The organism is candidate division Zixibacteria bacterium HGW-Zixibacteria-1 (assembly GCA_002838945.1).
Lineage (GTDB): Bacteria > Zixibacteria > MSB-5A5 > GN15 > PGXB01 > PGXB01.
This window is the reverse complement of record PGXB01000025.1, coordinates 25,024-48,955: the sequence shown is the minus strand read 5'-3', so window position 1 is coordinate 48,955 and position 23,932 is coordinate 25,024. Positions and strand designations below refer to the sequence as shown.

Sequence of the window (23,932 nt, the reverse complement as noted above, 5' to 3'; positions counted from 1 at the left end):
CGCTGAAGAATATTACAGTAAAGCGATGTCCTTAAAACCTTACAACAGTGAACTTATGAAGGAAATGGGTCAATTATTAATAGAAGACAAAAAATATGACATGGCTATAAAAATCCTTAAAAGAGCGCAAAGGATTTCACCTGAACATATATATATAACCGAAAGTCTGGCATTAGCATATATTTATAAACAACAATTTGATTCTGCGTTTTCATTGGCTGATGTTCTCTTTGAAATGGATAAAAACTCACCAGGCGGTCATCTGGTGAAAATGGTTATTGCGTTGTGGAATAATGACCAGAAGACAGCTCGAAAACATTACATGGAATATCTAAAATACGGTCAGGAAAGATCCGACTACGAAAGAATACGAGAATATTACCACCACCTTAATGAATAATGAGCAATCGTAGCAATAGCAGGTCGGGGTCCGAGATCATGAGCGTCAGCGAATGAGCGAGAAACCCGACATTTTTTGAGATGGAATTTTGTCGGGTTCCTCATTCGTCCGAGGACTCATTCGGAACCCGAGCTATTATATTTATATCTTAAGAGAAAGGGATTGTATTGGATAAAAGAATAATAAGTTGCGCGGCGGGAGCTTTTGTGGCCATGATTCTTCAAAGAATAATCGGTAATATATGGTTACCGTGGTTTATAGGCGGGATTGTGATGTCAATAGCGGATGACATCATCTGGATTCCCAAGGAGAAGCGGACTGTTCCACGAATTGTCATGTCAATGTTGATGACAGGTGTCGCTGCTTCAGTCGCCGCGGTACTTGCCAATAAATTTATATTTCCGAGTTAACTAAGCGCGGAAGTTATATTTTTACCGGGGCATCTATAAAATACATCGGTTAATAATCAACGCAATCACTCTTCGCACGCCGGTGGTGGGGCGAAGAGGCTGTCGATTGATTCTTCCGTCCTGATATCAAAATATTCGATACAGGTCGTCATTACTGTCATCGTGCCGTCTTCGTTCGACTTTATCATCTTCTTGAAAGCGGCAGCCATCTGAGTCATCATATCCGCTATCTGAGGATCATCCTTCCCGAATGAATCGGAACTGTCGGCGATATTCTCGCTCCCTGCCGAATCGGGTTGGGGCATAATAACTTCCATGACCGTTTTAATCGGTATCCCTCTGGCGGAGAAACTCAAGCCGGCGAAATTTGTTAATGGAGCGCCAAGAGGACCGATCTCCGTCGCCAAAGCGGCCAGCGCCTGACTGTTATCGAATCCGGTCAGCCGATTATATTCCGTTTGATATTCCTGATAGATGTCGGCTCCGGGGGCCTCAGAACTATACCACAGCTTATATGAAAATATCATTTCGTCCCGCGATTTGGCCGAATCGGGCGCGGCCGACCGGCAGGTGATCAACCGGCAGGGGTACCCATTCACGATCTCCACCGTATCCGATGAGTCGGTTGTGGTGACCCACTCAATTGTTTTCATAATACTATCGGATTTTTTTGACTCGGCGGTCTTGAATATCTCATATTTCGCCATGGATGTGTCTTCTTTACCGGGGATGTATGCCGACAGGGTTGTTTCCCGGCATTCTCCGAGAGAGTCGATATTCCACCCAAGTTTCTTATCAAGGCGGATTAAAGAAACCCCGTTTTCGGTGGGAAGATAGTCCGACATCATAGCCATCATACCGGTCGCTTTGCCTTTTTTGTCTTCGCGCGACCCAATGACGTTCATCCAGGTTGTTATATTGACTTCTGACCCGCCCATGCCCATAACGGTGACAGTCTTCCGGGAATGCATGACCAGCATTTCCGATTGCGATTCGGCCGGGCCGTAAGAAATTAATAATAATACAATGAACAAAAAACTCTTCATGATTACCTCCGCGACAGTTGAGATAAGATATGTATTAATTAAACATTAAGCAAGAAATTTTTCAGCATTGCATGATATACATACCGAAGTGATGACCAATTGGTTTTAAATGTTGATTACCAATAAATAAAAGAAGCATCCATTAAAAATGGATGCTTCTTCTCACAAGGATTCTTGGTGGCGGTGAAGGTTGAGGTCGATACCTTTAATACTCTAAGATAAATATATCAAATATCATTCTGATTGTCAATCCCCAAATACTTTAGCTCGAATTTCGCAAAACCAACGGTGTTGAGCCACCACCCCGAATTTGAATATAATCTTGTCCCTTTCATCGCCTTATTTGATCTCGACCAGCTCCAGTTCGAAAACCAGCGTTTTGCCGGCCAGCGGATGGTTGGCATCGACCATAACCGAGTCGTCCTTGGCACCGGTTATCAAAACCGTAAACGGCGTCCCGTCGGGGCGCTGCATCTCGAACTGCATACCGCTGTCAACCGGAACAGAATCGGGGAAAACCGCCCTGGGAATGGTTGCGATCAATTCCTGGTGAATGTCGCCGTAACCCTCGAGCGGCGGAATGGTCACTGACTTTTTTTCGCCGACGGCCATGCCGATAAAGCCGATCTCGAAACCGGGAATAAAGGTGCCGCTGCCGATAACAAACTCAACCGGTTCATTGCCGTAGGACGTGGCAAACTGGGTGCCGTCCTCGAAATTTCCCGTATAATGGGCCTTGATCGTGTCGCCGTCTTTGACCCGTCGTTCCTTGGAACATGCCGTCATTAAAACCGCCAGCAATCCGATCAGCATCAAACCGAAAACAAGCTTTTTCATCGATTTCAATCTCCTTAAATCTTTATTTTATCCGGCAGCGGAAAATTGCTTTTATCCATCTACTGGATAAACGGGAATATACGACGCCGGACGGCAATTCCAAGCTTAAAATGGGGCAAATTTAATAAAATTTGTTCATTCCGGGACCAAAGGTTTGCATTTGACAGGCTCGTTTATTTGTCGTAAATTCACCCTCATCATGAATATGCCCAATAAATTAACGCTGGCGAGAATCATTCTTTCGCCCATTTTCATGTCTTTCTTTCTGGTGGATAATGCCTACAGCCGGATATTCGGATTCATTCTTTATATCATTGCCGCCGTGACCGATCTTTTCGACGGCCACTACGCGCGCAAATACGGCATTGTTACTGGTTTCGGGAAATTCATGGATCCTCTGGCCGACAAAATCCTGGTTTCGGCTGCCTGCATCGGTTTGGTTTCGATGGGCTATGCCCGGGCATGGATGATTGTCCTGATTATTGCCCGCGACTTTTACATAACCGGGCTTCGATCCCTGGCGGCCTATAAAGGAACCGTCATTCCGGCATCGGCCATGGCCAAGGTAAAAACAGTCCTGCAGATGACGGTTATCTCATTTATTATGCTGATAATAACGCTGGATTCGGTATTCCAGATTTACCCCAGCCCGCTGAGTTCGCTGCTTGTCTTCGATCATCAACTGGTGTATGATATCATTCTCGGAATCGTTACTCTATTGACCGTCTATACCGGCTTCGATTATTCCCTTAAATACTACAGTATGATAAAGAACGTTCTGCGATGAATAAGACCTTCCTCATCAAATTTTTCGCCTCCGGTTTCTATAGCAGCTATAGCAAAATCGTCCCCGGAACAACCGGCACTATCCCGGCCTGGCTGATCGCCTATTTTCTGGTCGGGGATAACAGCCATGCCGTCATAATCGGAGCGGTCGCCCTGACCGTAATCTCGGTCTGGCTGGCTTCGCTGGCCGAGCCGATTTATGGTCATGATGCCAAAAAAATCGTTATCGACGAATGGGCTGGTATGTTCATCACGCTGATACTGGTGCCGTTCTCTTTGCTGAATTATATTATTGCTTTTGTCGCCTTTCGCGGTTTTGATGCCGTCAAAATCTGGCCGGCCAATGTCGCCGAGAAGCTTCCGCGGGGATGGGGCGTTACGGCTGATGATGTCGTCGCCGGGATTCAGGCTAATCTTTCGACACACTTGATTGTATATATAATAAAATTGTATATTTAGTCCGCCCGATCATATACAAAGGAGCACAGAGTTATATGGACGTCGAATTAATCAGCATTGGCGATGAGATCATTACCGGACATACGGTCGATACCAACACTCCATATATCGCGCGGCGGCTGGCCGAAATCGGCCTGAGTGTAGTCTATCGGACTGCCGTCGGTGATGATCTGACGCGGATGGAAGAAGTCATCCTTCAGGCTCTCAAGCGGACCGATGTGGTTATTGCCACCGGCGGACTGGGGCCGACCGATGATGATATCACCAAAAAAGGCATCGTTAAAGTATTCAAAAGAAATCTGGTCTTTCATGAAGACGTCCTTGATGACTTAAAACAGCGCTTCGCCGCCCGGGGTATTGAGATGCCTGCGATTAATCAAAATCAGGCTCTGCTGCCGCAGGGGGCGGTCTATCTTCCCAACCGCATCGGTTCGGCGGTCGGTATCGTGATTGTCGAGGGGGGAAAGGTGTTCGCATCGCTGCCGGGCGTGCCGCGCGAGATGGAAGTTATCACCGATGAAGAATTAATACCTTACCTCCAGACACATCTCGTCAAGCAGGGGCATCTAAAAATTCACAAACTGCGGACAACCGGGATCTTCGAATCCGCCCTGGCCGAGAAAATTGCTCCTTATATAAAACTTCCCGAAAATGTCCGGCTGGCCTATCTGCCGTCATTCAGCGGGGTCGATTTGCGGGTAATCGCCTCCGGCGGCACCCGGGAAATGGCGGACGAGGCGGGCGATAAAATAGTGGCGCAACTTCGCCAGTTAACCGGGAAATATATTTATGGCGAAGGTGAAGATACCCTCGAAAGCGTTGTCGGCAAGCTGCTGACCGAGCGGAGCGAGACGGTTTCGACCGCGGAATCATGCACCGCCGGACTTCTGGCCGGAAAAATCACCGACATTCCCGGCTCATCGAAATACTTCCTCCAGGGGGAAGTCACCTACTCCAATCGGTCGAAAATAGATTTTCTGGGTGTTCCGGCCGAAACTATTGAAAAATTCGGCGCTGTTTCCGGCGAGGTAGCCGAAGCCATGGCGGCCGGTATTTTACAGAAAGCAGGGACCGATTATGGTATCGCCATAACCGGTATCGCCGGCCCTGACGGCGGCACCGATGAGAAACCGATCGGGACCGTCTTTATCGCAGTGGCTTCTAAAAAAGGAGTTGCCTCGAAAAAATTCATGATGTCGCGTGACCGCCAGTCCAATCGCGGCCGGTCGGTATATGCTGCCCTTGAAATGCTTCGCCGAACCATCCTGGAGATCGAGTGATGCGCCTTTTTATTGCCATGCCCTTACCGCCTCAAATCGAGGAAGCCCTCGGTAAGATAATTCTGGCCCTGAAACAGAGTCGGTCCAGTGTCAAATGGGTCGCTTCAGGCAATATTCATCTGACGTTGAAATTCCTGGGCGAAACCGACGAGAAGAAAGTTGATAATATTATTGAGAGTATTAAGCGGGTCGGCGTCGGCCATAAAACGGTAAAATCCCGTCTTGAGGGACTGGGCGGTTTTCCGAACCTGCGAAAGCCGCGGGTTATCTGGGCCGGGTTATCGGAGGGTGTCGATATTCTCGCCAAAATTGCCGCCGATATCGAAAACGAGATGGAAAAACTTGGCTTTGAGAAGGAAAACCGGCCTTTTAAGAGCCATTTGACCCTGGGGCGTGTTAAAGACACTTTCGGTCTGGCTGAATTAACCCGGGCAATAGAGAATTATAAGGGCCGGCCTGAAGATTTTATTCTGAATAAGATTGTGCTGTTCAAATCGACCCTGACTCCCCGCGGCCCGATTTATGAGCGCCTTTTTGAATTGGAATTGCCCAATTAATAGGTTCTTCAAAAAAAATCGCCTTTTTTATTTTTTACTGACAGCATTTGACAGTGCCCTTTAGTATATATTTGTTGGATAGATTGAAAATGTGATATTGATTGATAATTGAAGTTGATATAATTCTATAAAAAAACGGAGTTATGGTCTTGGCAAAAAAGAATGTAAATAAAAGCGAGGTGAAAATGGCGGTCGTAACACCTGACCGGAAAAAGGCGCTTGAAAGCGCCCTTCAGCAGATCGAAAAATCATTCGGTAAAGGCTCGATCATGCGGCTTGGTGATGAAGCCGCGGTTGTGATGGATATTATCCCGACCGGGTCGCTTGGGCTCGATTATGCCCTGGGGGTGGGCGGTGTCCCGCGCGGCCGGGTGGCCGAAATTTATGGGCCGGAGAGCTCCGGCAAAACGACTCTGGCGCTTCATTTTATCGCCGAGGCGCAGAAAAAGGGCGGAATCGCGGCCTTTATCGACGCCGAACATGCTTTCGATGCCACTTATGCCAAGGCACTGGGCGTCGATGTCGATAATCTTTTGATCTCCCAGCCCGACACCGGCGAGCAGGCGCTCGACATCACCGAAACCCTGGTCCGCTCCGGCGCCATCGATATTATTGTTATCGACTCGGTGGCGGCGCTGGTGCCTCGGGCCGAAATCGAGGGTGAGATGGGTGACTCCCACATGGGTTTGCAGGCCAGGTTGATGTCACAGGCGCTTCGTAAATTGACGGCGGTCATTTCCAAATCGAAAACGGCGGTTATTTTTATCAACCAGATCCGCATGAAAATCGGCGTCATGTTCGGTAATCCCGAAACGACCACCGGCGGCAATGCTCTCAAGTTCTATGCCACGATCCGGCTGGATATCCGCAAGATCGCTTCGATCAAGGAAAACAACGAAGTGGTCGGAAGCCGCACCCGCGTGCGGGTGGTGAAAAACAAGGTGGCGCCGCCGTTCCGTGAAACCGAATTCGATATCACCTATGGCAAAGGGATTTCGCATACCGGCGAATTGATCGATCTGGCCTCGAATCATGATGTGGTGGAAAAATCGGGCGCATGGTACAGTTATGGTCCGGACCGTCTCGGGCAGGGGCGCGAAGCGGCCAAGCGGTTTCTCGACGAGAATGATGATATCTGCCGGGCGATTGACGCCGCCGTCCGCGAGAAACTGGGCATGATCCCGCCAACAGCCAAAGCGAAAGAGGAAGTGGAAGAAGAGTAATCGAAAATATTTTTTATAAATAAAAGGCAGGATGATATTGCCGACGGCAATATATAGTTCTGCCTTTTGTTTTTAAATTGTCGGGGATTGGTAATTAGTAATTACACATTCGCCAGGCCGGAGGGGCCCATCAGTTCGGCGAATGTCCTAAGAAGCTTCTGGTCGTACTCTTCTTTCAATTCGAACATCGTCTTCAGAGCCGGGAAAGTATCCTTGGCCTTTTGATAGACGCGCTCGGTCGTCATGGCATCGAACGTATCGACAATCGCCACGATGCGGCTGGAATCATGCATTTCACTGAGATTCAATCCGTTGGGATACCCTGACCGGTTGCCGCGCTCGTGATGCTGCAGGACGGGATAATATGAGGAAGCATCGATCAGGTCGGTTCCGGACAGGATTTCCACCCCCCACTTGGGATGTTTTTTCATCAGCTCGAATTCCATGGTCGTCAGCGCCGAGCGCTTGTTGAGAATCCGTTCGGATATTTTCGATTTGCCGACATCATGCAGCAGCGCGCCGGTTCCGAGTTCATGAAGGAATGTTTCGTCTTTCATGCCGACCTGCTGCGCCAGAGCAACCGCAAACGTGCAGACGTTGACCGAGTGAGTATATGTATAATAATCGAAAGAACTTATTTTCAGGAGATTATGAAAGGCCGCCTGGCCCTTGAGAATGAAGCTGACCGTGTTGGACACCATGCTCTTTGACCGCTTGATATTGTCGCCATAGGTCGGATTCTCAAGAACGTCTTTCATCAGTGTCTTGGAGGTTTCATACAAAATGCCGGCTTTTCTCGGCTCCGGAATTTGCCGGTCAACCAGAATCTTATCGAGGTTTTGTTCGATGTATTTCTGATACTGCTGTCGAAATTGCTTGGAGACATAAAGCCGTGTGACTTTATTCTCCACCAATTTAGTGCGTGTTTTCTCGGTGAACGGAAGGTCGGCCGAGCGGTATAGAATCATCTCATTGCCGATCTTGATGAATAAATCAAAACTGAGAACGGTATCAATTCTCAGCGACTCGAGGTAGATCGGCATATATTTGGCGCCGACATTTGGTCTTATTAAATCTACAGCCATAAATCAGCCATTTTGTCGTTTTCTTTATTACTCTTTTTTATCGGCTAAACCGCCCAAATACTTAAAAAAATCCCCCGGTCAGGATTGCCCGGGGGAACCTATAGGAGGGAGAAAAAACCTGACTAATATCAGGTGCCATAGTTTTTGATCATCGTGAGAACCGAATTAAGGGAGGTAGTTATATTTGACAAAACCTTGGAATATCTTTTCAGCAGTTCGCTGTATTGCCAGCGCATTTTGAAGGCGTCGGTCGGGAAATCGAAAATATCCAGAAGCACCCTTTTATATATCTCGTCCATGTATCTAATTACGTAGTAAGCGAATTCGGGAATATTGCTGTCATCGACATCGCCGCGGGCCAGCCGCTCGCGGTAAATTTCAACCTTTTCCAGTATTACCGTCCCGAAACACCACGGCGTCATAATGACTCCGAAATTGGTGCCGTCGGTATAAAAACTCCTGGCCGTCTTCTGTGTAATCTGAATAATAATCTTCCTGGCTCTTAAATATGAAAGCGTTTCAACATGATTTTTGGGTGTCCCGGACATCTTGGCTTCAATGTCATCCATCTCCTCCTGACACCTTTCATAGACCTTGGATAAAAACTGGTAGTAATCATCGAAGTAAACCTTAACATTTTCAGACAGCGTATTTATATAATATCCGTTGGAATCCTTATGCACTTTCGGCTCGGCTCCGGACTCGAGTTGTTCGTTGCAAAAACCGCACTTGAATTTGTTATCCAACATGTAGTCTCCTTCTTTTTCGCTTTCATAATTGCTTTGAGCAAACAATGTGCCTTTGGCCGAACCTTCTCCCGCAGTCACGGAAATGAGTAGATAAATCATTGTAATACAACGACATGGTGATTTGTGTGTGGCGTCCGTCCGGTACCAGAATGAAGGCTGCGACATCATGCAAGCGGGCGCATATATGGCAAATCGAGCGGCAATTATGAAGTTGATTTCACATCTTTTATGATCGTATGGCAAGTTCAGCTTTATCAAGATGCTTTCGGGGATTCTTGCGGCCTGGACGACCCATGAAAAATCCGGGCGCATGGCCCATCTTTTTGCCCCCTAAAGACTAAACAAATATGAATATGTGTCGATAAGAAGACAGACTGTCAAACCGAAAAATCAGGTTTGTTAACATTATTTTTTACCCCTTGTAGGGAGGAAAACCAAATGCCAACTCCGAGAAAGAAAACCACGTACCGGAAAGCTGCTCCTAAGAAGAGAACAACTCGCAAGGTGACTTCCAAGAAGGCCACCACCTGGAAAGCTGCTCCGAAGAAGAGGACCACTCGGAAAGCCGCTCCGAAAAAGAGAACTACTCGCAAGGTCGCGAGCAAGAAGAGCAATTCATGGAAGGCCGCTCCCAAAAAGAGAACTACCCGCAAAGCCGCTCCGAAAAAGAGAACTACCCGCAAGGTCGCGAGTAAGAAGAGCACTTCATGGAAGGCCGCTCCCAAGAAAAATACTACCCGCAAGTACGCTCCCAAGAAGCGGACAGTCAAGAAAGCTACTCCGAAAAGAAAACCGGCCCGGAAGGAAGAATTCTTCCAATATGAGCCCAAGAAAAAAACCACGACCCGTCGTGTAGCCCGCAAGGCTGCTTATAAGAAAACCACGGTTCGCAAGCAGGCTCGTAAGACCAACCGCAAGAATCGGCCCATGCAGGCCAAGCCGGTCAGAAGAATATCCAGAACGCGCCGCGCCGCTGCCAAGCGCACAACGCGTGCATATAAAAAATAATTTAATATTATTTTTTTATAATTCGACCCGATCCGTTGCTTAACCGATCGGGTTTTTTATTGCCTTTTAATACAATATCTTGTATTTATGTCCACTCTAAATACAATAGAATCAATGGCTTCCGCATTTTATACGCTTTAATATTTTTGCGTTTTTTGAATTTTTTTGTTGACGTCATTCCAAAAAATCGTTTATTAGCGACTAATATTTTAAGAGAGGGAACTCAATCTTATTACAGGATAAGTATTTGTGGGAAGGAGGTGAGTCATCAGTATCTTTTTAACAACCATTTGTGCAAAGTCTTAGTATGATTTTGAAGGGCTATTATTTTATATAAGGAAGGATAATATTATGAAACGAGTGCTAATTTCTACCCTGTTTATTTGCTTGCTTGCCGCAGTAGCAGGTTATGCGACTCAGACCAGAACCCTGACCATGGGCGATGCCAATATGATCGTCCATGACGACAACAACATTTGGATGTTCCCGTCAACCCTTTATGATTATCCCGAACTGGCCATTGGTGAATTTGGCCATTACAATTTTTTTGATGGCGATGGAGGCTCATTTACAAATCTTGGCCTGCATTACAAGTTTGGCGAGAAGAAGCCGTTTGTGCTGGGAATGTATTTCAGCGTCGAACAGCCGCGCTCCGATTTTCCTTATTTCCTGACCAGCTTTGAGGAATATGTTGTCAGTAATAATCGTATGGACCTTTTCTATGCCCGCATGCTGGGTGAAAACAAGTTCGGTTTTCATTTCGGGTACCTTCACGGCTCTTTTACCGCGGACGTAGATTCCCTTTATACCTGGAACGGTCAGCCTGATATGACCGAAGAAAAAACCAACGGTTATGCCTTTGACTTCGGTTATACCATGAACCAGGGCAAAGTGGATCTGGCCGCTGGTATCGCGCTTTTGTCATGGACCGATAGAGGGTATAACGGCCATGATATAACCGAGCCGGATGGCAATATGATGTTCTATTTCCAGGGCCGTTATTTCCATGAAGTCGATCAGAAAATGACCATCGTTCCCCATGGCAAATTCATGTATGGCAAAGTTGCCAATAAGGAATATAATGACTGGGATCAAACCACCGATTTCGATATCGTCACCGATATGAACGAATATAAGATGATGGTTATGGACGGTGGCCTCGGTCTCAATTTTACTCCTGCTGCCGGAATCCTGGCTATTGCCGACTTTGGTATCGCCTTCGAGCAGGATAAAGAGAAAGTGGATGATATTATCGGTTCTGATCCTTTGGAGTATGAAACTCGCGAATACAAAACCACCTGGTTTACCCTGCCATATTTCAAAATCGGTCTTGATGCGGTCGTCTTCAACTGGATGGATCTTCGCATGGGCGCCACATCATACTGGGAGAATGAGAAAGAAACCAATGATTATCCGGCTGATTATTATTCAACCGGCGATCCGGCTTTTACAAATGAATACAAGTGGAGCTATGTTTCAAACTCAACATATCTCGGCGCCGGTTTCCACTGGGGCAATTTAATGATCGATGCCCAGATCAATCCTGAAATCATCATCAACGGCTTTAATTTCATCTCCGGCGAAAGCCAGCAAATGAACTACCAGGTTTCGTTCAAGTACAACATGTTCTAAGCCGATTAGAATATTTCTATATCAAGCTCCCGGTTTTCCGGGAGCTTTTTTTATGTACTTCCGAAAAGTTCAAGCTTGCCAATGCCGCCATCACCCGCTTATAATCAGGAATTAATATTCAAATAATCCGGAGGAATAATGCGGAAAGTTATATTCATGTTGATAATATCAATAGTCATCTTTTGCCAATTCACTTTGGCGGGGGACAGGGCCGATATTCTCCAATTGGTTCTTGATTCGGCCGGTTTTTCCCGCGCCGATCTCGGCTACCAGCCGAAAGGATACTGGAGCCGCTTTCCGCTTGACATTCCTTACCGGTTGACTTCTTTCGATGATCTTTTTGCCGAACCGCTCAAATTATATGACTACAGCAAGACCATGGCCGCAGCCGTCGAAAAATATATGGACTCAACTTTCTTGGATACCAGCTCGCTGGCCTTGTATTATCTGACTTACTCGCTCGGCGTCGATCGCAAACTGGGCGGTTTTCGTAATTACTCGCCAAATCTGATGAAAATCACCGATTCGGCCCATCCCATTTCAGAAGCGATCGATTCATTACTTGCTTATGAGCAAATTGACAGCATCTTTTCGCCCTATGACCAGTCTGTCCTTGACAGAATGGACCCGCGAAGCAGCACTCTTCAGGAAAGTGAAATCCTGCAACTGGGCATTCTCCATGACAGGGAAAAGGCGGTGGAAGAAGCCCGGCGGCTTGATTCGGCACTATCCGTCAACTCCCGGCTTATCATCGGGAAATTCATCCTGAACCTTGCCGACATCATAAAATGGCGAAATCTTGCCCTGCGAAACTGCTCACCTGAAAAAATGCAGCGCATTTATGATATCAATGATCTGGCTATAACCCAGTCGGACGGCAATGTTTATTATCCTGAAATCGATGATATTGCCAAACAGATAGATTATGCCTCGCTTCACTATGCCGCTCTGAAAGCGGCCGCCATCACTCAGGAAACCGCTGATTCACTTAAACATTATTATGGTTTGGAAAAATTCGAAGATTTTGAGATACCGACCGCTTACGGCGATATTATTTTCTGTACTGATTCCGGGAAGCCGGCCTATTGTGGCAACGGCAGAAACATCCTGGCCGCCGTCAATTTCGATGGGAACACCGAGTATAACCGCTCATGCGGTGTTACGAAAAATTTCTATAATCCGGTTTCGATTCATATCGATCTGGGTGGGGATGACAAATACATCGCGCCGGATTCCATGTCCGACCAGGGGAGCGGCATTCTCGGCATCGGCATCCTTTATGATGCTTCCGGCAATGATACTTATATCGGCAAGAATCATGCCCAGGGCAGCGGCCTGCTTGGCGTCGGTATTCTTTTCGACATGGAAGGCAACGACAAATATAAGGCTGAACTGTCCGGTCAGGGGTGCGGCTATTTTGGAATCGGGTTGTGTTTCGATGTTGCCGGTATTGACAGTTTTTACATATACGGTTCAGGGCAGGGCTATGGCGGTGTCGGCGGCGGTATCGGCGTGCTGGCCGATTACTCCGGTGATGATTTTTATGAAGGTGAGCCGTCGCCCGAGGTTTTTGACCTCTCCGATTATCATTCCGAAATGAAGATCAACGGCAATAGTGTTCAGGGGGTCGGTTCCGGACGGCGCGGTGATATTACCGACGGCCACTCGTGGGCCGGCGGCATGGGGGCCATTATCGATCTCAGCGGCAATGACCATTACCTTTCGGGCAACTGGTCGCTGGGATGCGGCTACTGGTTTGCGACCGGCATTGCTTATGACGGCACCGGTGACGATATCTATGAATCATGCTATTTCACCCAGGGATCAGGGGCGCATTTCTGCAACGGCATCCTGATCGATGAGGGCGGCAATGACAAACATGAACTCTATGAAACGGCCGGAGCGGCACTCGGTTTCGGCTGGGATTACACCAATGCCTTCCTGATCAATATCGGCGGCAATGATTCTTACCTGGCGAAAATGATCTCGATCGGATGCGCCGAGATCCGCTCCAATGCCTTTCTTATCGATATCGGCGGCGATGATACATACCGCCTTAAAGAGAACGCGCTCGGACTGGGTGCGGTCGATTTCCAAAAATACTACGCCAAACCTTCGCCGCTGGTAACGTACTATTCCGATTCGAAATCAATCGGCGGATTTATCGATATCGGCGGCAAAGATAAGTATTACTCATTTACCGACAGCACGGAGACTATTCACCCGACGGCCGCCGATAATAAATTCTGGTATATTCCAGCCAGGGCCGACAGCACTTTCGGTCATAACAATTATGGCATTGGAGTCGATATCGAGACCGGCCTCATTCCGGAACTGGAGCGCTGGAAATAGCAGCGCTTACAATAAATAGAAAAGGCCGATAAGTCATATCGGCCTTTTATTATTTTTCGGTTGCAGTCTCAGCTCTTCTGTGCCGCCGCCTGCTTTCTTTTATCGCCTTTCAGAAGAGAAATTTTCAGGAGCGGCGGAGTCACCAGCGTCGTTACCATGACCATTATTACCACCGCCGAATATGTCCCGGAATCGATAATTTTTTCGCCGTTAAGCACCAGCTTGGAACCAATCGCCGCGAAGATCAAGCCGACCTCGCCACGGGGAATCATGCCCAGTCCGATGGCCATCCTGTTGATGGACTTGTCGAAAATCGCCAAGGAGCAGGCCTGTTTGCCGATGATGGCCACCAGTGTCATGACACCCGCGAACAGGAGGATGCTGGTATTCCCGAAAGTGACCAGATCGACATTCATGCCCATGTGGACGAAAAATATCGGTATCAGGAAAACGCCGATCGGCTCGATTAATTCCTCGATATGATGCTCGCCGCGGTCGGTGAAATCCTTGTAATAAAGCTTGTCCATAATCAACCCGGCCGCGAAGGCGCCGACAATGGGGGCCAGGCCGATTTGATCGGCCACGAAAGCCAGTGTGAAACAGACCATCAGGGCTATTGAAAGAAGCACCCCCGAAACTTTGAACTTGCTGCCCACTTTGAAAATATGCGGCATCAGGAACTGACCGATAACAATGGCGCCGACCACAAAACCGATCGCTTTGGCAATAATGATAAATATCTGGAAGGAACTGATTCCTTCGCCGCCATTGCCCGCCGCCGCAATAATACCGGTCACCACCGCCAGTATGACCAAGCCCATGATGTCATCGATAACCGCCGCGCCGAGAATTATCTTGGCCTCACGCGTTCGAATCTTCCCGATATCCTTAAGAACCCGCGCCGTGATACCAACCGAGGTGGCCGTCAGGGTCGCGCCGATAAACATGTGAACATAAACCGAATGTTCCGGGAGAAACAGTAACGAAACCCCCCAGCCGAGGAAAAACGGGGCGACAACACCGAATGTGGCAACCATAAACGAAGCGGTGCCGACTTTCATCATCTCGGCCACTGAAGATTCCAGGCCGACCATGAAGAGAAGAATAATTACCCCGATTTCGGCCAGTACCTCAAGTGTCAAACTGTGCTGAAACACCTCAAAGAAGTTGAAACCGACCAGCGTCATATTACCGATAACCATCCCGAGCACCAGTTCGCCCAGAACCGCCGGCTGATGGAACCGCTCGAAAACGTCGCCGCCCAGTTTGGCCGCCAGCAGAATAATAATCAACCCAAGCAGCACATCGGCCACTTCGTTCTTGCTTTCATTGGCCGGCTCCTCTCCGGCGGCTTCTTCACCGCCGCTTTCGCCGTGGGTGGTTTGATGTCCGGCAACCGCTTCCGTTTGCTCGGCGGCGCCCGGTTCGATATCGGATGTGATTGAATCGGCCATCTGCTCAACAACCTTGGTCGTTTCCGGGATGGCGTTGGGCTGATGCTGCCCGAAAGCCATAGTATATATCAGGTATCCGAAAAGGATCACGATGACCAGAGTGAATCGCTTGTTTGACATTATTCGCGGCATAATTATTTATCTCCCCTAAATAAAATATTGGGTCAATTTATCAATTTCCGCCGCTTTGACAAGATAATTTTTGCAGGTTTTTTGCAAAAGTTATCTACAAGCCACACATTGTGTTAATTGAGCATATTAGCGATAATAGATGTAGGTCAGGAGCCTTGTGCTCCTGACGTCTTAGAAAAGCGGTATTATTGTGCGCGGCAGATCCTTCGAGGCTCAGGAGACCTGTCCACATCTGCCCGTCTACAATCAGCATCCCCAAACGATTCCGAGTCGTTTCTGACCCAAAATCGTTTGAGGCTGCCACACTTCCCGGTATGCCGGATATTTTCGGAATAAAACAGCGATAAATTATAAAATTACTTTCTTCAGATGTATCAAAACACTTTCTAATTGCTCTATATATTAAGCTTTGGCGTCTCATAGCAGATCAATATTCTTTTAAGATCCTGGATATTAGGAAGAATATGGTAATTATACTGTATAATTATAGGCGAGCGAAATAAAGTATTCTTTATTTGATGAAGGGAGGATTTTATGTAATATCATGAAACATAACAAGATACAAATTGCGGGTTGCGTGGACAGTGAAATTGTGACCACAACAGTTATCGTTTATTTACACAATTAAAAGAAAGGAGATAAAATGAAAAAGAGAACTTTCTTCATCTTGTTGTTATCACTCTTGATGCCGACTTTGGCCAAAACTTCGCCGCCAAGCCTGCCTGAAAGAAACTTCGATATCACCTTTGAGGTGACTGATGAGCCAAAAATGGTGGGTGACATCATTAACGTCAAATGGTCGTTTAAATTGGGTTATGAAAAAGACTCAATTCTGAAGTCCTTTTATGAACAACAGGATACAACCCGTATTGTCAAGGCTTATTTGCACATAGCGGGTCCTTTAGAGTATATTTCAGGAGATACTTTGTGGTGGGGTATTGTTGATTATAATAAAACATATTCATTTACTGCATCATTTAGAGTTGTCCAGAATGCAATTGTCGGAATTAGGCCAATTGTTGAAACTCACTTTGAGTTATTTAAAAAATCTCTTAAGACAAAAAATAGCGTTCGAGGATGTGTTTACGACTTGCGGCCACAACAAGGGGCGGCGGAAAGCATGTTTATACCAAAAAGCGAAGATAGTGTAGTTGATGCTGTATGTGATAAAATCCCGGATTATATCGTTTCAATTGATAATAATAATCCTCGCATACCTTTATTGAATAATCTTAAAATACAATTCCCCAAAACCATATCCATAAATGTCGACACTGTTCAATACAATGATACACTGCATATACGCTATCCGATGGATTCCACTTTGAAAATACTATTTGATAAAGTAGATTCTGCAGGAATCGACCTGATTTACGATGATAAATTACATATAAAGGAATCGGATTCCTCCTTTATTATTATGACTACTGATGAAGTTGATAATACTATAATAAAAGTAATTATATCTAGGCGTGGTGCATTTTATATTAAAATGATTGGCTTGTGGAAACTGGATGGATATTTTAAATACGATGATGCTTTTGGAAATGGACCTTTCGTTTTAAATGGAGTGGATTGCTTTTTGTATAAATGGACAGGATCTCAGTGGGAGCAGGAAGAAGTCGCACGGTCTTATCCGGATGGGTACTTTGTTTTTTATACGGATGCTGATACAGTGGCTACCATTGCGTATTCTGCAAATGAATTTGCACATGTTTTTTACGCGAAAGATAGCTGTTTCAACTTTAGTCTAGGTGAAACATATGGAAATCATGGATGGATGATAATAACCTGTAATCCATACCATATTGATCATACAATCCCAGATTCTTATACCACAGTATATAATCTTAATATAGCCGCCGCCTTTCATTTGTTAGATATAGTCCGATTTTCAAATATTTCAATTGCATGGCCCAATTTTAGTACTCCCTATATTCCTATTTACTTTCTTGATTGCGACAATTGTTTTGATAATAGTAGTTACGGTTCATATACTATGGGTAATATAAAGGGCATAAAAATTAAAGGTAGTGAATCAGGTGTTAGTGATGATTGGGATCAATGGGATACTTCGGTAGTTCTTCATGAAATGGGACATTTTTTTCATGATGATTTTGCAGAACGCGCTCCAAATTGCGGGGGAACCCATACTTTTACGGGACCCACTACCGAGGTCAATAAGGATGATCTTCAAGTAGCCTGGCGAGAAGGTTGGGCCACGTTTTTTGCTGGCTTTGTTATGGAATCAAGCGTGCAACTTAATTACGCATATCCCATACCAGATACCCTATATTGGCTAAATCTAGAACGCCCTAAGCCCGATGTTCCATATTATCTATATATTGATCAAGTCTCACAATCTAGCCCTTATCCTTTATATGAAGGCGACCATGTCGAAGGTTCCGTCGCTTTATCACTATGGGATCTATTAGATTTAGTGGATGATGGCAATTATTATGTTGGTGGAAATATCTGGGGTCACAATAATGATTATAACTCCGCTGACTGGTGGAATGGATGGGACCCTATTTTTGATGTCTTCACAAATTTTGACCCGCAGCCGGATAACCCTGACCATAATTATTGCTGGAATATACACGAATTTGTTCATGGCTGGCGCACATTTGGCTACCCGGTTGATTCGACATTCAAGAATATTTTTGAGGCTCATAATGTCCCGGTATTCAAACCCGGCGATGCCAACGATAATGAGTTGATTAATATCCTTGATGCTACATTTATAATAGATTACTTATACAAAAGTGGAGCCGCACCGCCTCATATGTCAGCAGCGGACATCAATGCCGATTGTTCAGTTAATATACTGGATGCTACTTATTTGATAGATTATCTATACAAAGGCGGATCTGCACCTTTAGCCGGCTGCTACAATTATTATCCTAATTAATTATTTCTTGAACCCCTGACAATCAACAATCGTTTTTTTCATCGCCAACCTTGGCGGGGTTCCCTCTTTTCACAAATCTTCTATTTATTATTTTATATTCTGTGCGCGGCAGATGTCCACATCTGCCCGTCTTTAATCAAGCTTCCGAGTCGTTCCCGACCCGAAATCGTTTGAGGCTGCCACACATTCATCGTGAAAATAACAAATATATTGCCAGATAAAAAAAACGGCCGGGGTGAGTGCCCGGCCGCCTATGTAGGAGGTAAGTGTCAAAAATGCATTTATCCAAACACCTCAACTAATTGATCCGTTTCCTCTCCCTCCAAATTTTGCCTGTCGATATATAATTTCTCCAGCGAGAAATACAACTCGGCCAGCCGCTCGTTGGCTTCGGTGAGAATGTCGATTATCTCGCCGACATCGAGATCGAGATACTCGGCCAGTTCAATTGCCTGATGAATCGAATCCTTGCGGATGCCATTGACCATTTCACTGTCAAGATTGAGCTTCGCGCTCGCCGACCTGATAAACATGATATTCTGTTCCAGTTCCGGATAGTAATCATCGAACGGGCCAAGCGTCAGCCGGTCGGCCAGGGCGATGATGTTGTTCAACGCGGAGTCCTCGGGCATCAGACCGGAAGCATCGAATTGATGATGATGCTGAACCACGAAAGCCAGTTTGGAGGGAAGTTTCCAGGTATTGATCATTTCGGCGCCGACTTCACAGTGGTCGAAACCAAAAATCTTCTTCTCGGCGGCCATCAGCCCGGCTTTGTCATTTTTCATGATATCGACCGCCTCAAGATACTTCTCCTTATAATACAGAAGCATGATGATGATTCCGAGATCATGCAAAATGCCGGCCACAAAGGCCTCTTCCGGATCGCGGTAGCCGGTTTTTTCGGCTATCTTCCGCGCACTGGTGGCGGTTTCGATGAGATGGCGCCAGATGCGCTTGATGTCGCATTTTTCCGTCAATTCCTTATCGGGAATCATTCCGAATACTGAACTCGATAAGGTCAGCATCTTAATGCTGTTGAGACCCATAACGACCACCGCCTCGGTTACTTTTGATACTTTATGACGGCGGCTGTATTGAGCCGAATTGACCATTTTCAGGACGCGGGTGGTCAGCGCGACATCCTTGCTGATAACCCCGGCGATTTCATCCGCCCCCGCCGACGAATTGTTTAATACTTTTAAGACCGCGGCAAGAGACTGGGGCAAACTGCCGATTTCATGAATACTTGAGATTAACTCTTTGGGAGTTGTGGTGTTCATCTAAGCTGCCTTTCCATTGAGATCGTGAATGACTATGTGTAGTATATCGGATCGACTTCGGGAATGATTAGCTGAACGAGAGAAAAATTATTGTATAAAAAATGATCTGATGATCAATCAGCCGACTATCTTAAGCTGGGCATACTTGGCCATTATTTTCTTAAGGCCGACCCCGGTAAAATAAATCTCCAGCCGCAGACTTTCGCCGCTTCCTTCCACCCGCACCACTTTGCCGCGGCCGAATGTCTTATGCTGGACAATGCGTCCTTCCCGCATAGCTTCCTCGGGTTCATATTCATAATGAATGCCGGTGCTTTCGGTTCGGTCACGGCCCAAAATCGATCCGACCGGCCGCAGTGATTCATACTCGCGGCGGTGGTGGCTTCTCTGATCAATGGTCTCCACCAGTGCCGGCGGCAGTTCCTTGATGAAACGGGACGGGATCGATTCCATTTCGCCGAAACGGTTGCGAACCGTGGCCATAGCCAGTTGCAGATACTTGCGGGCGCGGGTAGCGCCGACATAGAAAAGACGCCGCTCTTCTTCAAGTTCCATCGGATTCTCCATGGCCCGTGCCAGCGGGAAAAGGCCCTCTTCGAGACCGACCAGGTAAACCGAATCGTATTCGAGGCCTTTGGCGGTATGGAGAGTCATCAGCGTCAGCTTATCTTCGATTTCTTTATACTTGTCGAGATCGGTATAGAGTGAAATTTCGGCCAGGAAATTATCGAGATTTGGTTCCGGAAAAGTATTGGTGAATTCATTCGCTCCGGAAATGAACTCCTCGATATTTTCGACCCGCCCCTGACCGACCAGCGGATCCTCGGATATCAACTGCTCGAGCAGTCTCAGTGCATCGACCAGTTGCTGGGTCAGACCGGCGATATCGAGATCTTCCTTGAGTTTGCGGAATGTTTCGATAAGTTCGACAAACTGATAGAGAATTTTTTGCGGGCGGGCGCCCAGTTCGGCACACTGGCCGGCCATCTTCGATGCATCGTACAATGATTTTCCGGCGGTGCGGGCGAACTGCGCCAGTTTTTCGATCGAAGTGCCGCCGATACCGCGCCGGGGATAATTAACAATGCGCTGGAACGAGATATCATCATTGGTATTGGCAATGAGTTTGAGATAGGCCATCAGATCCTTGATTTCCTTACGTTGATAGAACGAGACGCCGCCGATTATCTGATAGGGGATATTTCTCCTTCGCAATGCTTCCTCGAACGGGCGCGACTGAGCGTTGGTGCGATAGAGTATGACCGTCTCTTTCAACGGGCAGCGTTCGAGATTGCTTTCCAGATCGGACACAATCGCGGCGGATTCATCGGCGGCCGAATCGGTCAGGAACAACTTCAAAGGATCACCGCTCTTGACCTCGGTCCAGAGCGTTTTCCCTTTGCGGCTGACATTGTTGGCAATGACGGTCGAGGCGGCCTGGAGGATGATCTCGGTCGAGCGGTAGTTTTGCTCCATCTTGATAACTTTAGCGCCGGGAAAATCTTTTTCGAAATTGAGGATATTGGAAATATCGGCCCCGCGCCAGCCGTAAATCGACTGATCTTCATCACCGACGACACATATATTATGATGCCCGCCGATCAGCAATCTCAGAAGCTGGTACTGCGTGTGGTTGGTGTCCTGGTATTCATCCACCAAGACATATTTAAACCGCTCCTGGTACCTTTTACGGATATCTTCACGGCCGGACAGAAGCTGGACGCTGCGGTAGATAAGATCATCGAAGTCAAAAGCGCCGCATTGCCGAAGACGTTCCTCATAAAGGGTATAAACCTGGGCGGTGCGCGATTCGAAATAGCCGGAAGCTTTCTTAGCAAAAGTGTCGGAGTCGATCATTTTGTTTTTGGCGGCCGAAATCTTCCGTCGCATCGAGGCCGGAGGAAACTGATTGCGCGATATGTTCAATTCATCGAGACAGTTTTTAATAAGCGCCTGGGCATCATCCTCGTCGAAAATCGTAAAATTCTGCTGATAGCCGATTTCGGGCGCCTCGCGGCGAAGCAGACGGGCGCAGAAAGAGTGGAAGGTGGAAACGGTCAGATCATATAATTGCGCTCCCAGGAGGGAGTTGATTCTCTCTTTCATTTCGTTGGCCGCTTTGTTCGTGAATGTCACCGCCATGATATTGGCCGGTGCGGCCAGCCGTTGGGACAGAATATAAGCGACCCGGCTGGTCAATACCCGGGTTTTGCCGGATCCGGCGCCGGCGATTACCAGAAGCGGCCCTTCGGTTGTGGTGACAGCCTCGCGCTGCACCGGATTGAGATTTTGCAACAACTGCTCCATAAACCCTTCTTCAAGAAGCCGGAATATAAGAATATCAATTTTTTTCGCAAGCGGCAATCACCTTGCCTTGAATTTTTTATGATTAACAGGTATAATTGAATACCATGCCGAGAATTAAGCCTCTATATTTGATAATCCTGGCCGCCCTGATTGCGGTTTATGTCATCCATGCGCTGTCGCTGACTTTTACGCAGGATGATGCTTTTATTTCATACCGCTATGTCAAAAATTTCCTCGGTGGAAACGGGCTGGTTTTCAATCCGGGGGAAAAAGTCGAGGGATATACCAATTTCCTGTTTGTCATTCTGATGGCTCTCTTCGGCCGGTTCGGCGTGAATTATATAATTGTCTCAAAAATTATAGGTATTTTATCCGGCGCCGGGATCATGATTCTATCATACATTTGGTTCCGAAAGATCTTTCCCGAAGATAAATCCGAACTGCCGGCCCTTGGCGCCCCGGCGCTTCTGGCGGTGAATTCGGCCTTTGCCTACTGGTCGATATCCGGCCTTGAAACGGTTTTCTTTGCCGCCCTCGTTTTCTGGGGACTATATTTTGCCTCGGAAAAAAAACATATTTCGATCGCCATACTGGCGCTGGCCGCACTGACGCGGCCGGAAGGGGGGATGGTTTTTGCCCTGGTAATGATATATTTCCTGGCGTCCGGAACATTCAGCTTTCGAACCATCGCAAAGATGGCGGCCGCTTTTGCACTGCTGATTATCCCGCATTTCATTTTCAGACTTTCATTCTATGGCGACTGGCTGCCCAATCCATTTTATGCCAAGACCGGCTGGTCTGCCGGATATTTTTTATCGGGATTGAATTATGTCTGGCTGTTTCTCAAGCAGTACGGTTTGGCGGGGGTATTGATCATTGTTCCCTTGATCGCCTTCGGGAAACTTCCCGCCAAATTACGCCTGCTGTTATTTATCATGATAGCTTACATATTTTATATCATACTTATCGGCGGCGATGTCCTTCATGGGCACAGATTCTTCGTGCCGTTGATGCCGATCATTTATTTTCTTTTCTTTGCCGGTCTGTCCGGTCTGCTGGACCATATTAAAAAAAACCGATATCTTGCCATCGTTGCCGCTTCAATATTTATTACCGCTTTCTTAACATTCGGAATTCCCTATCAATGGATACGAAGTATCCGCAAAACCGAAATCGGCCTGGTGGACAACATGACCTACTGGACCAAAGTCATTCATGATTCGTTGGGAAATGACAACTATTCGATTGCCCTTTCGACCATCGGGGCCTTCAGCTATTACAGCGATGCGGTCGTAATTGATCTGCTGGGTCTGACCGACCGCACCATCGCCAAAAATCCGCAGCCGATGGAAGGAATCGAATCGACCTGGAAAGAAAAGAACTACAATATTCCATACTTGATGCAGCGAAATCCTGACCTGATTCTATTTTCGACCGGGGCCAAGCCCTCCTCGCCAGCCGAGAAAGCCCTTTTCCTCTCATCCCGGTTTCGTAAAGGGTACTATCCGGTTTATCATATGAATAAATACCTTTTCACCATTTTCCGGAAAAAACCCGGTTACAGCGGCCCGGATCAGTACTATCCCGATCCGAGGTTTATCAACCTTTACTCGACCGCTCTATATAATAATTGGGTGGAGAAATTTGATATAGCCTATGAATACGCGGTGCAGTCGAGCCAATGCAGCCCTCCGGATTTTTATCTGCCGGTGGCCCTGATGGGTGAGATTAAAATCAAAATGGGCGAGGTTCAGAATGGCCTCGGGCTTCTTGAGCAGGCCTTCAGGATGTCCGATGGTTATGCCATAATCGCCGGAGACAAGCTGGGCCGGACCTATCTGCAGATGGGCGACAGCACCAGGGCCCAGGAGTATTTCGATACCATTACAAAAAACAATCGGCTGGATTAGTCAAATTAATCAGTCCTGCAGCGAAAAGTTCCAATCAATAAAAAACAGCGGCCGGGGTTACTTGCCCGCCGCTGTTTTATTATTACAGGCTGTTATTTTTCGGGATTGACG

The 23,932-nt window shown here is 47.0% G+C and carries 18 protein-coding genes and 1 pseudogene; 12 read left to right on the top strand and 7 right to left on the bottom strand.

The features are described from left to right. Positions 1-25: 25 nt before the first annotated feature. Positions 26-400, top strand: a complete 375-nt coding sequence (locus CVT49_10390; GenBank protein ID PKK83110.1) for a hypothetical protein — start codon at positions 26-28, stop codon at positions 398-400. 167 nt (positions 401-567) lie between these two features. After that, positions 568-810: a hypothetical protein gene (locus CVT49_10385; GenBank protein PKK83109.1), complete on the top strand. Its 243-nt coding sequence runs from the start codon at positions 568-570 to the stop codon at positions 808-810. 65 nt (positions 811-875) lie between these two features. Here the strand turns inward: CVT49_10385 and CVT49_10380 are convergent, their stop codons facing one another. Beyond that, positions 876-1,856 (bottom strand): hypothetical protein, encoded by a 981-nt coding sequence (locus CVT49_10380; protein ID PKK83108.1) that lies wholly within the window; start codon positions 1,854-1,856, stop codon positions 876-878. Between the two features lie 339 nt (positions 1,857-2,195). After that, positions 2,196-2,642 (bottom strand): peptidylprolyl isomerase, encoded by a 447-nt coding sequence (locus CVT49_10375; GenBank protein ID PKK83113.1) that lies wholly within the window; start codon positions 2,640-2,642, stop codon positions 2,196-2,198. A gap of 250 nt (positions 2,643-2,892) precedes the next feature. Here CVT49_10375 and pgsA point away from each other — a divergent pair, with 250 nt between their 5' ends. The 5 genes from pgsA to recA all read left to right on the top strand — a co-directional run bounded on the left by pgsA (position 2,893) and on the right by recA (position 6,998). Continuing rightward, positions 2,893-3,480, top strand: coding sequence for a CDP-diacylglycerol--glycerol-3-phosphate 3-phosphatidyltransferase (gene pgsA, locus CVT49_10370; protein PKK83107.1), 588 nt, complete (start codon positions 2,893-2,895; stop codon positions 3,478-3,480). Next, positions 3,477-3,938, top strand: a complete 462-nt coding sequence (locus tag CVT49_10365) for a phosphatidylglycerophosphatase A (protein ID PKK83106.1) — start codon at positions 3,477-3,479, stop codon at positions 3,936-3,938. The genes pgsA and CVT49_10365 overlap by 4 nt, the downstream gene beginning before the upstream one ends. A gap of 35 nt (positions 3,939-3,973) precedes the next feature. Further along, positions 3,974-5,218, top strand: coding sequence for a competence/damage-inducible protein A (locus CVT49_10360; protein ID PKK83105.1), 1,245 nt, complete (start codon positions 3,974-3,976; stop codon positions 5,216-5,218). Next, positions 5,218-5,775 carry an RNA 2',3'-cyclic phosphodiesterase gene (locus CVT49_10355; GenBank protein ID PKK83104.1) on the top strand — a complete coding sequence of 186 codons (558 nt, stop codon included), beginning with the start codon at positions 5,218-5,220 and terminating at the stop codon, positions 5,773-5,775. Before CVT49_10360 ends, CVT49_10355 begins: the two co-directional genes overlap by 1 nt. 185 nt (positions 5,776-5,960) lie before the next feature. Beyond that, positions 5,961-6,998 (top strand): recombinase RecA, encoded by a 1,038-nt coding sequence (gene recA / locus CVT49_10350; protein ID PKK83112.1) that lies wholly within the window; start codon positions 5,961-5,963, stop codon positions 6,996-6,998. 101 nt (positions 6,999-7,099) lie between these two features. On the opposite strand, the gene CVT49_10345 is transcribed toward recA, so the two are convergent. Next, positions 7,100-8,083 carry a hypothetical protein gene (locus CVT49_10345; protein PKK83103.1) on the bottom strand — a complete coding sequence of 328 codons (984 nt, stop codon included), beginning with the start codon at positions 8,081-8,083 and terminating at the stop codon, positions 7,100-7,102. 128 nt (positions 8,084-8,211) lie between these two features. Continuing rightward, positions 8,212-8,931 (bottom strand): hypothetical protein, encoded by a 720-nt coding sequence (locus CVT49_10340; GenBank protein PKK83102.1) that lies wholly within the window; start codon positions 8,929-8,931, stop codon positions 8,212-8,214. 405 nt (positions 8,932-9,336) lie between these two features. Here CVT49_10340 and CVT49_10335 point away from each other — a divergent pair. The 3 genes and pseudogenes from CVT49_10335 to CVT49_10325 all read left to right on the top strand — a co-directional run bounded on the left by CVT49_10335 (position 9,337) and on the right by CVT49_10325 (position 13,824). Continuing rightward, positions 9,337-9,639 (top strand): annotated as a pseudogene (locus CVT49_10335) (hypothetical protein). Between the two features lie 636 nt (positions 9,640-10,275). Continuing rightward, positions 10,276-11,472 carry a hypothetical protein gene (locus CVT49_10330; GenBank protein PKK83101.1) on the top strand — a complete coding sequence of 399 codons (1,197 nt, stop codon included), beginning with the start codon at positions 10,276-10,278 and terminating at the stop codon, positions 11,470-11,472. Positions 11,473-11,610: 138 nt separating this feature from the next. Further along, positions 11,611-13,824, top strand: coding sequence for a hypothetical protein (locus tag CVT49_10325; GenBank protein ID PKK83100.1), 2,214 nt, complete (start codon positions 11,611-11,613; stop codon positions 13,822-13,824). Positions 13,825-13,892: 68 nt separating this feature from the next. Here CVT49_10325 and CVT49_10320 read toward each other — a convergent pair whose 3' ends face one another. After that, positions 13,893-15,410 carry a cation:proton antiporter gene (locus CVT49_10320; GenBank protein ID PKK83099.1) on the bottom strand — a complete coding sequence of 506 codons (1,518 nt, stop codon included), beginning with the start codon at positions 15,408-15,410 and terminating at the stop codon, positions 13,893-13,895. Between the two features lie 643 nt (positions 15,411-16,053). Here CVT49_10320 and CVT49_10315 point away from each other — a divergent pair. Next, entirely contained in the window at positions 16,054-18,321 is a 2,268-nt protein-coding gene (locus CVT49_10315; GenBank protein ID PKK83098.1) for a hypothetical protein, read from the top strand. A gap of 281 nt (positions 18,322-18,602) precedes the next feature. Here CVT49_10315 and CVT49_10310 read toward each other — a convergent pair whose 3' ends face one another. Both CVT49_10310 and CVT49_10305 read right to left on the bottom strand, forming a co-directional pair. Next, positions 18,603-19,604: a hypothetical protein gene (locus CVT49_10310; GenBank protein ID PKK83097.1), complete on the bottom strand. Its 1,002-nt coding sequence runs from the start codon at positions 19,602-19,604 to the stop codon at positions 18,603-18,605. A 117-nt stretch (positions 19,605-19,721) separates the two neighbouring features. Beyond that, positions 19,722-21,968, bottom strand: a complete 2,247-nt coding sequence (locus CVT49_10305; protein PKK83096.1) for an ATP-dependent DNA helicase PcrA — start codon at positions 21,966-21,968, stop codon at positions 19,722-19,724. Positions 21,969-22,015: 47 nt separating this feature from the next. Between CVT49_10305 and CVT49_10300 the strand changes: the two genes are divergently transcribed. After that, entirely contained in the window at positions 22,016-23,821 is a 1,806-nt protein-coding gene (locus CVT49_10300) for a hypothetical protein (GenBank protein ID PKK83095.1), read from the top strand. The last annotated feature ends 111 nt before the right edge of the window (positions 23,822-23,932 follow it).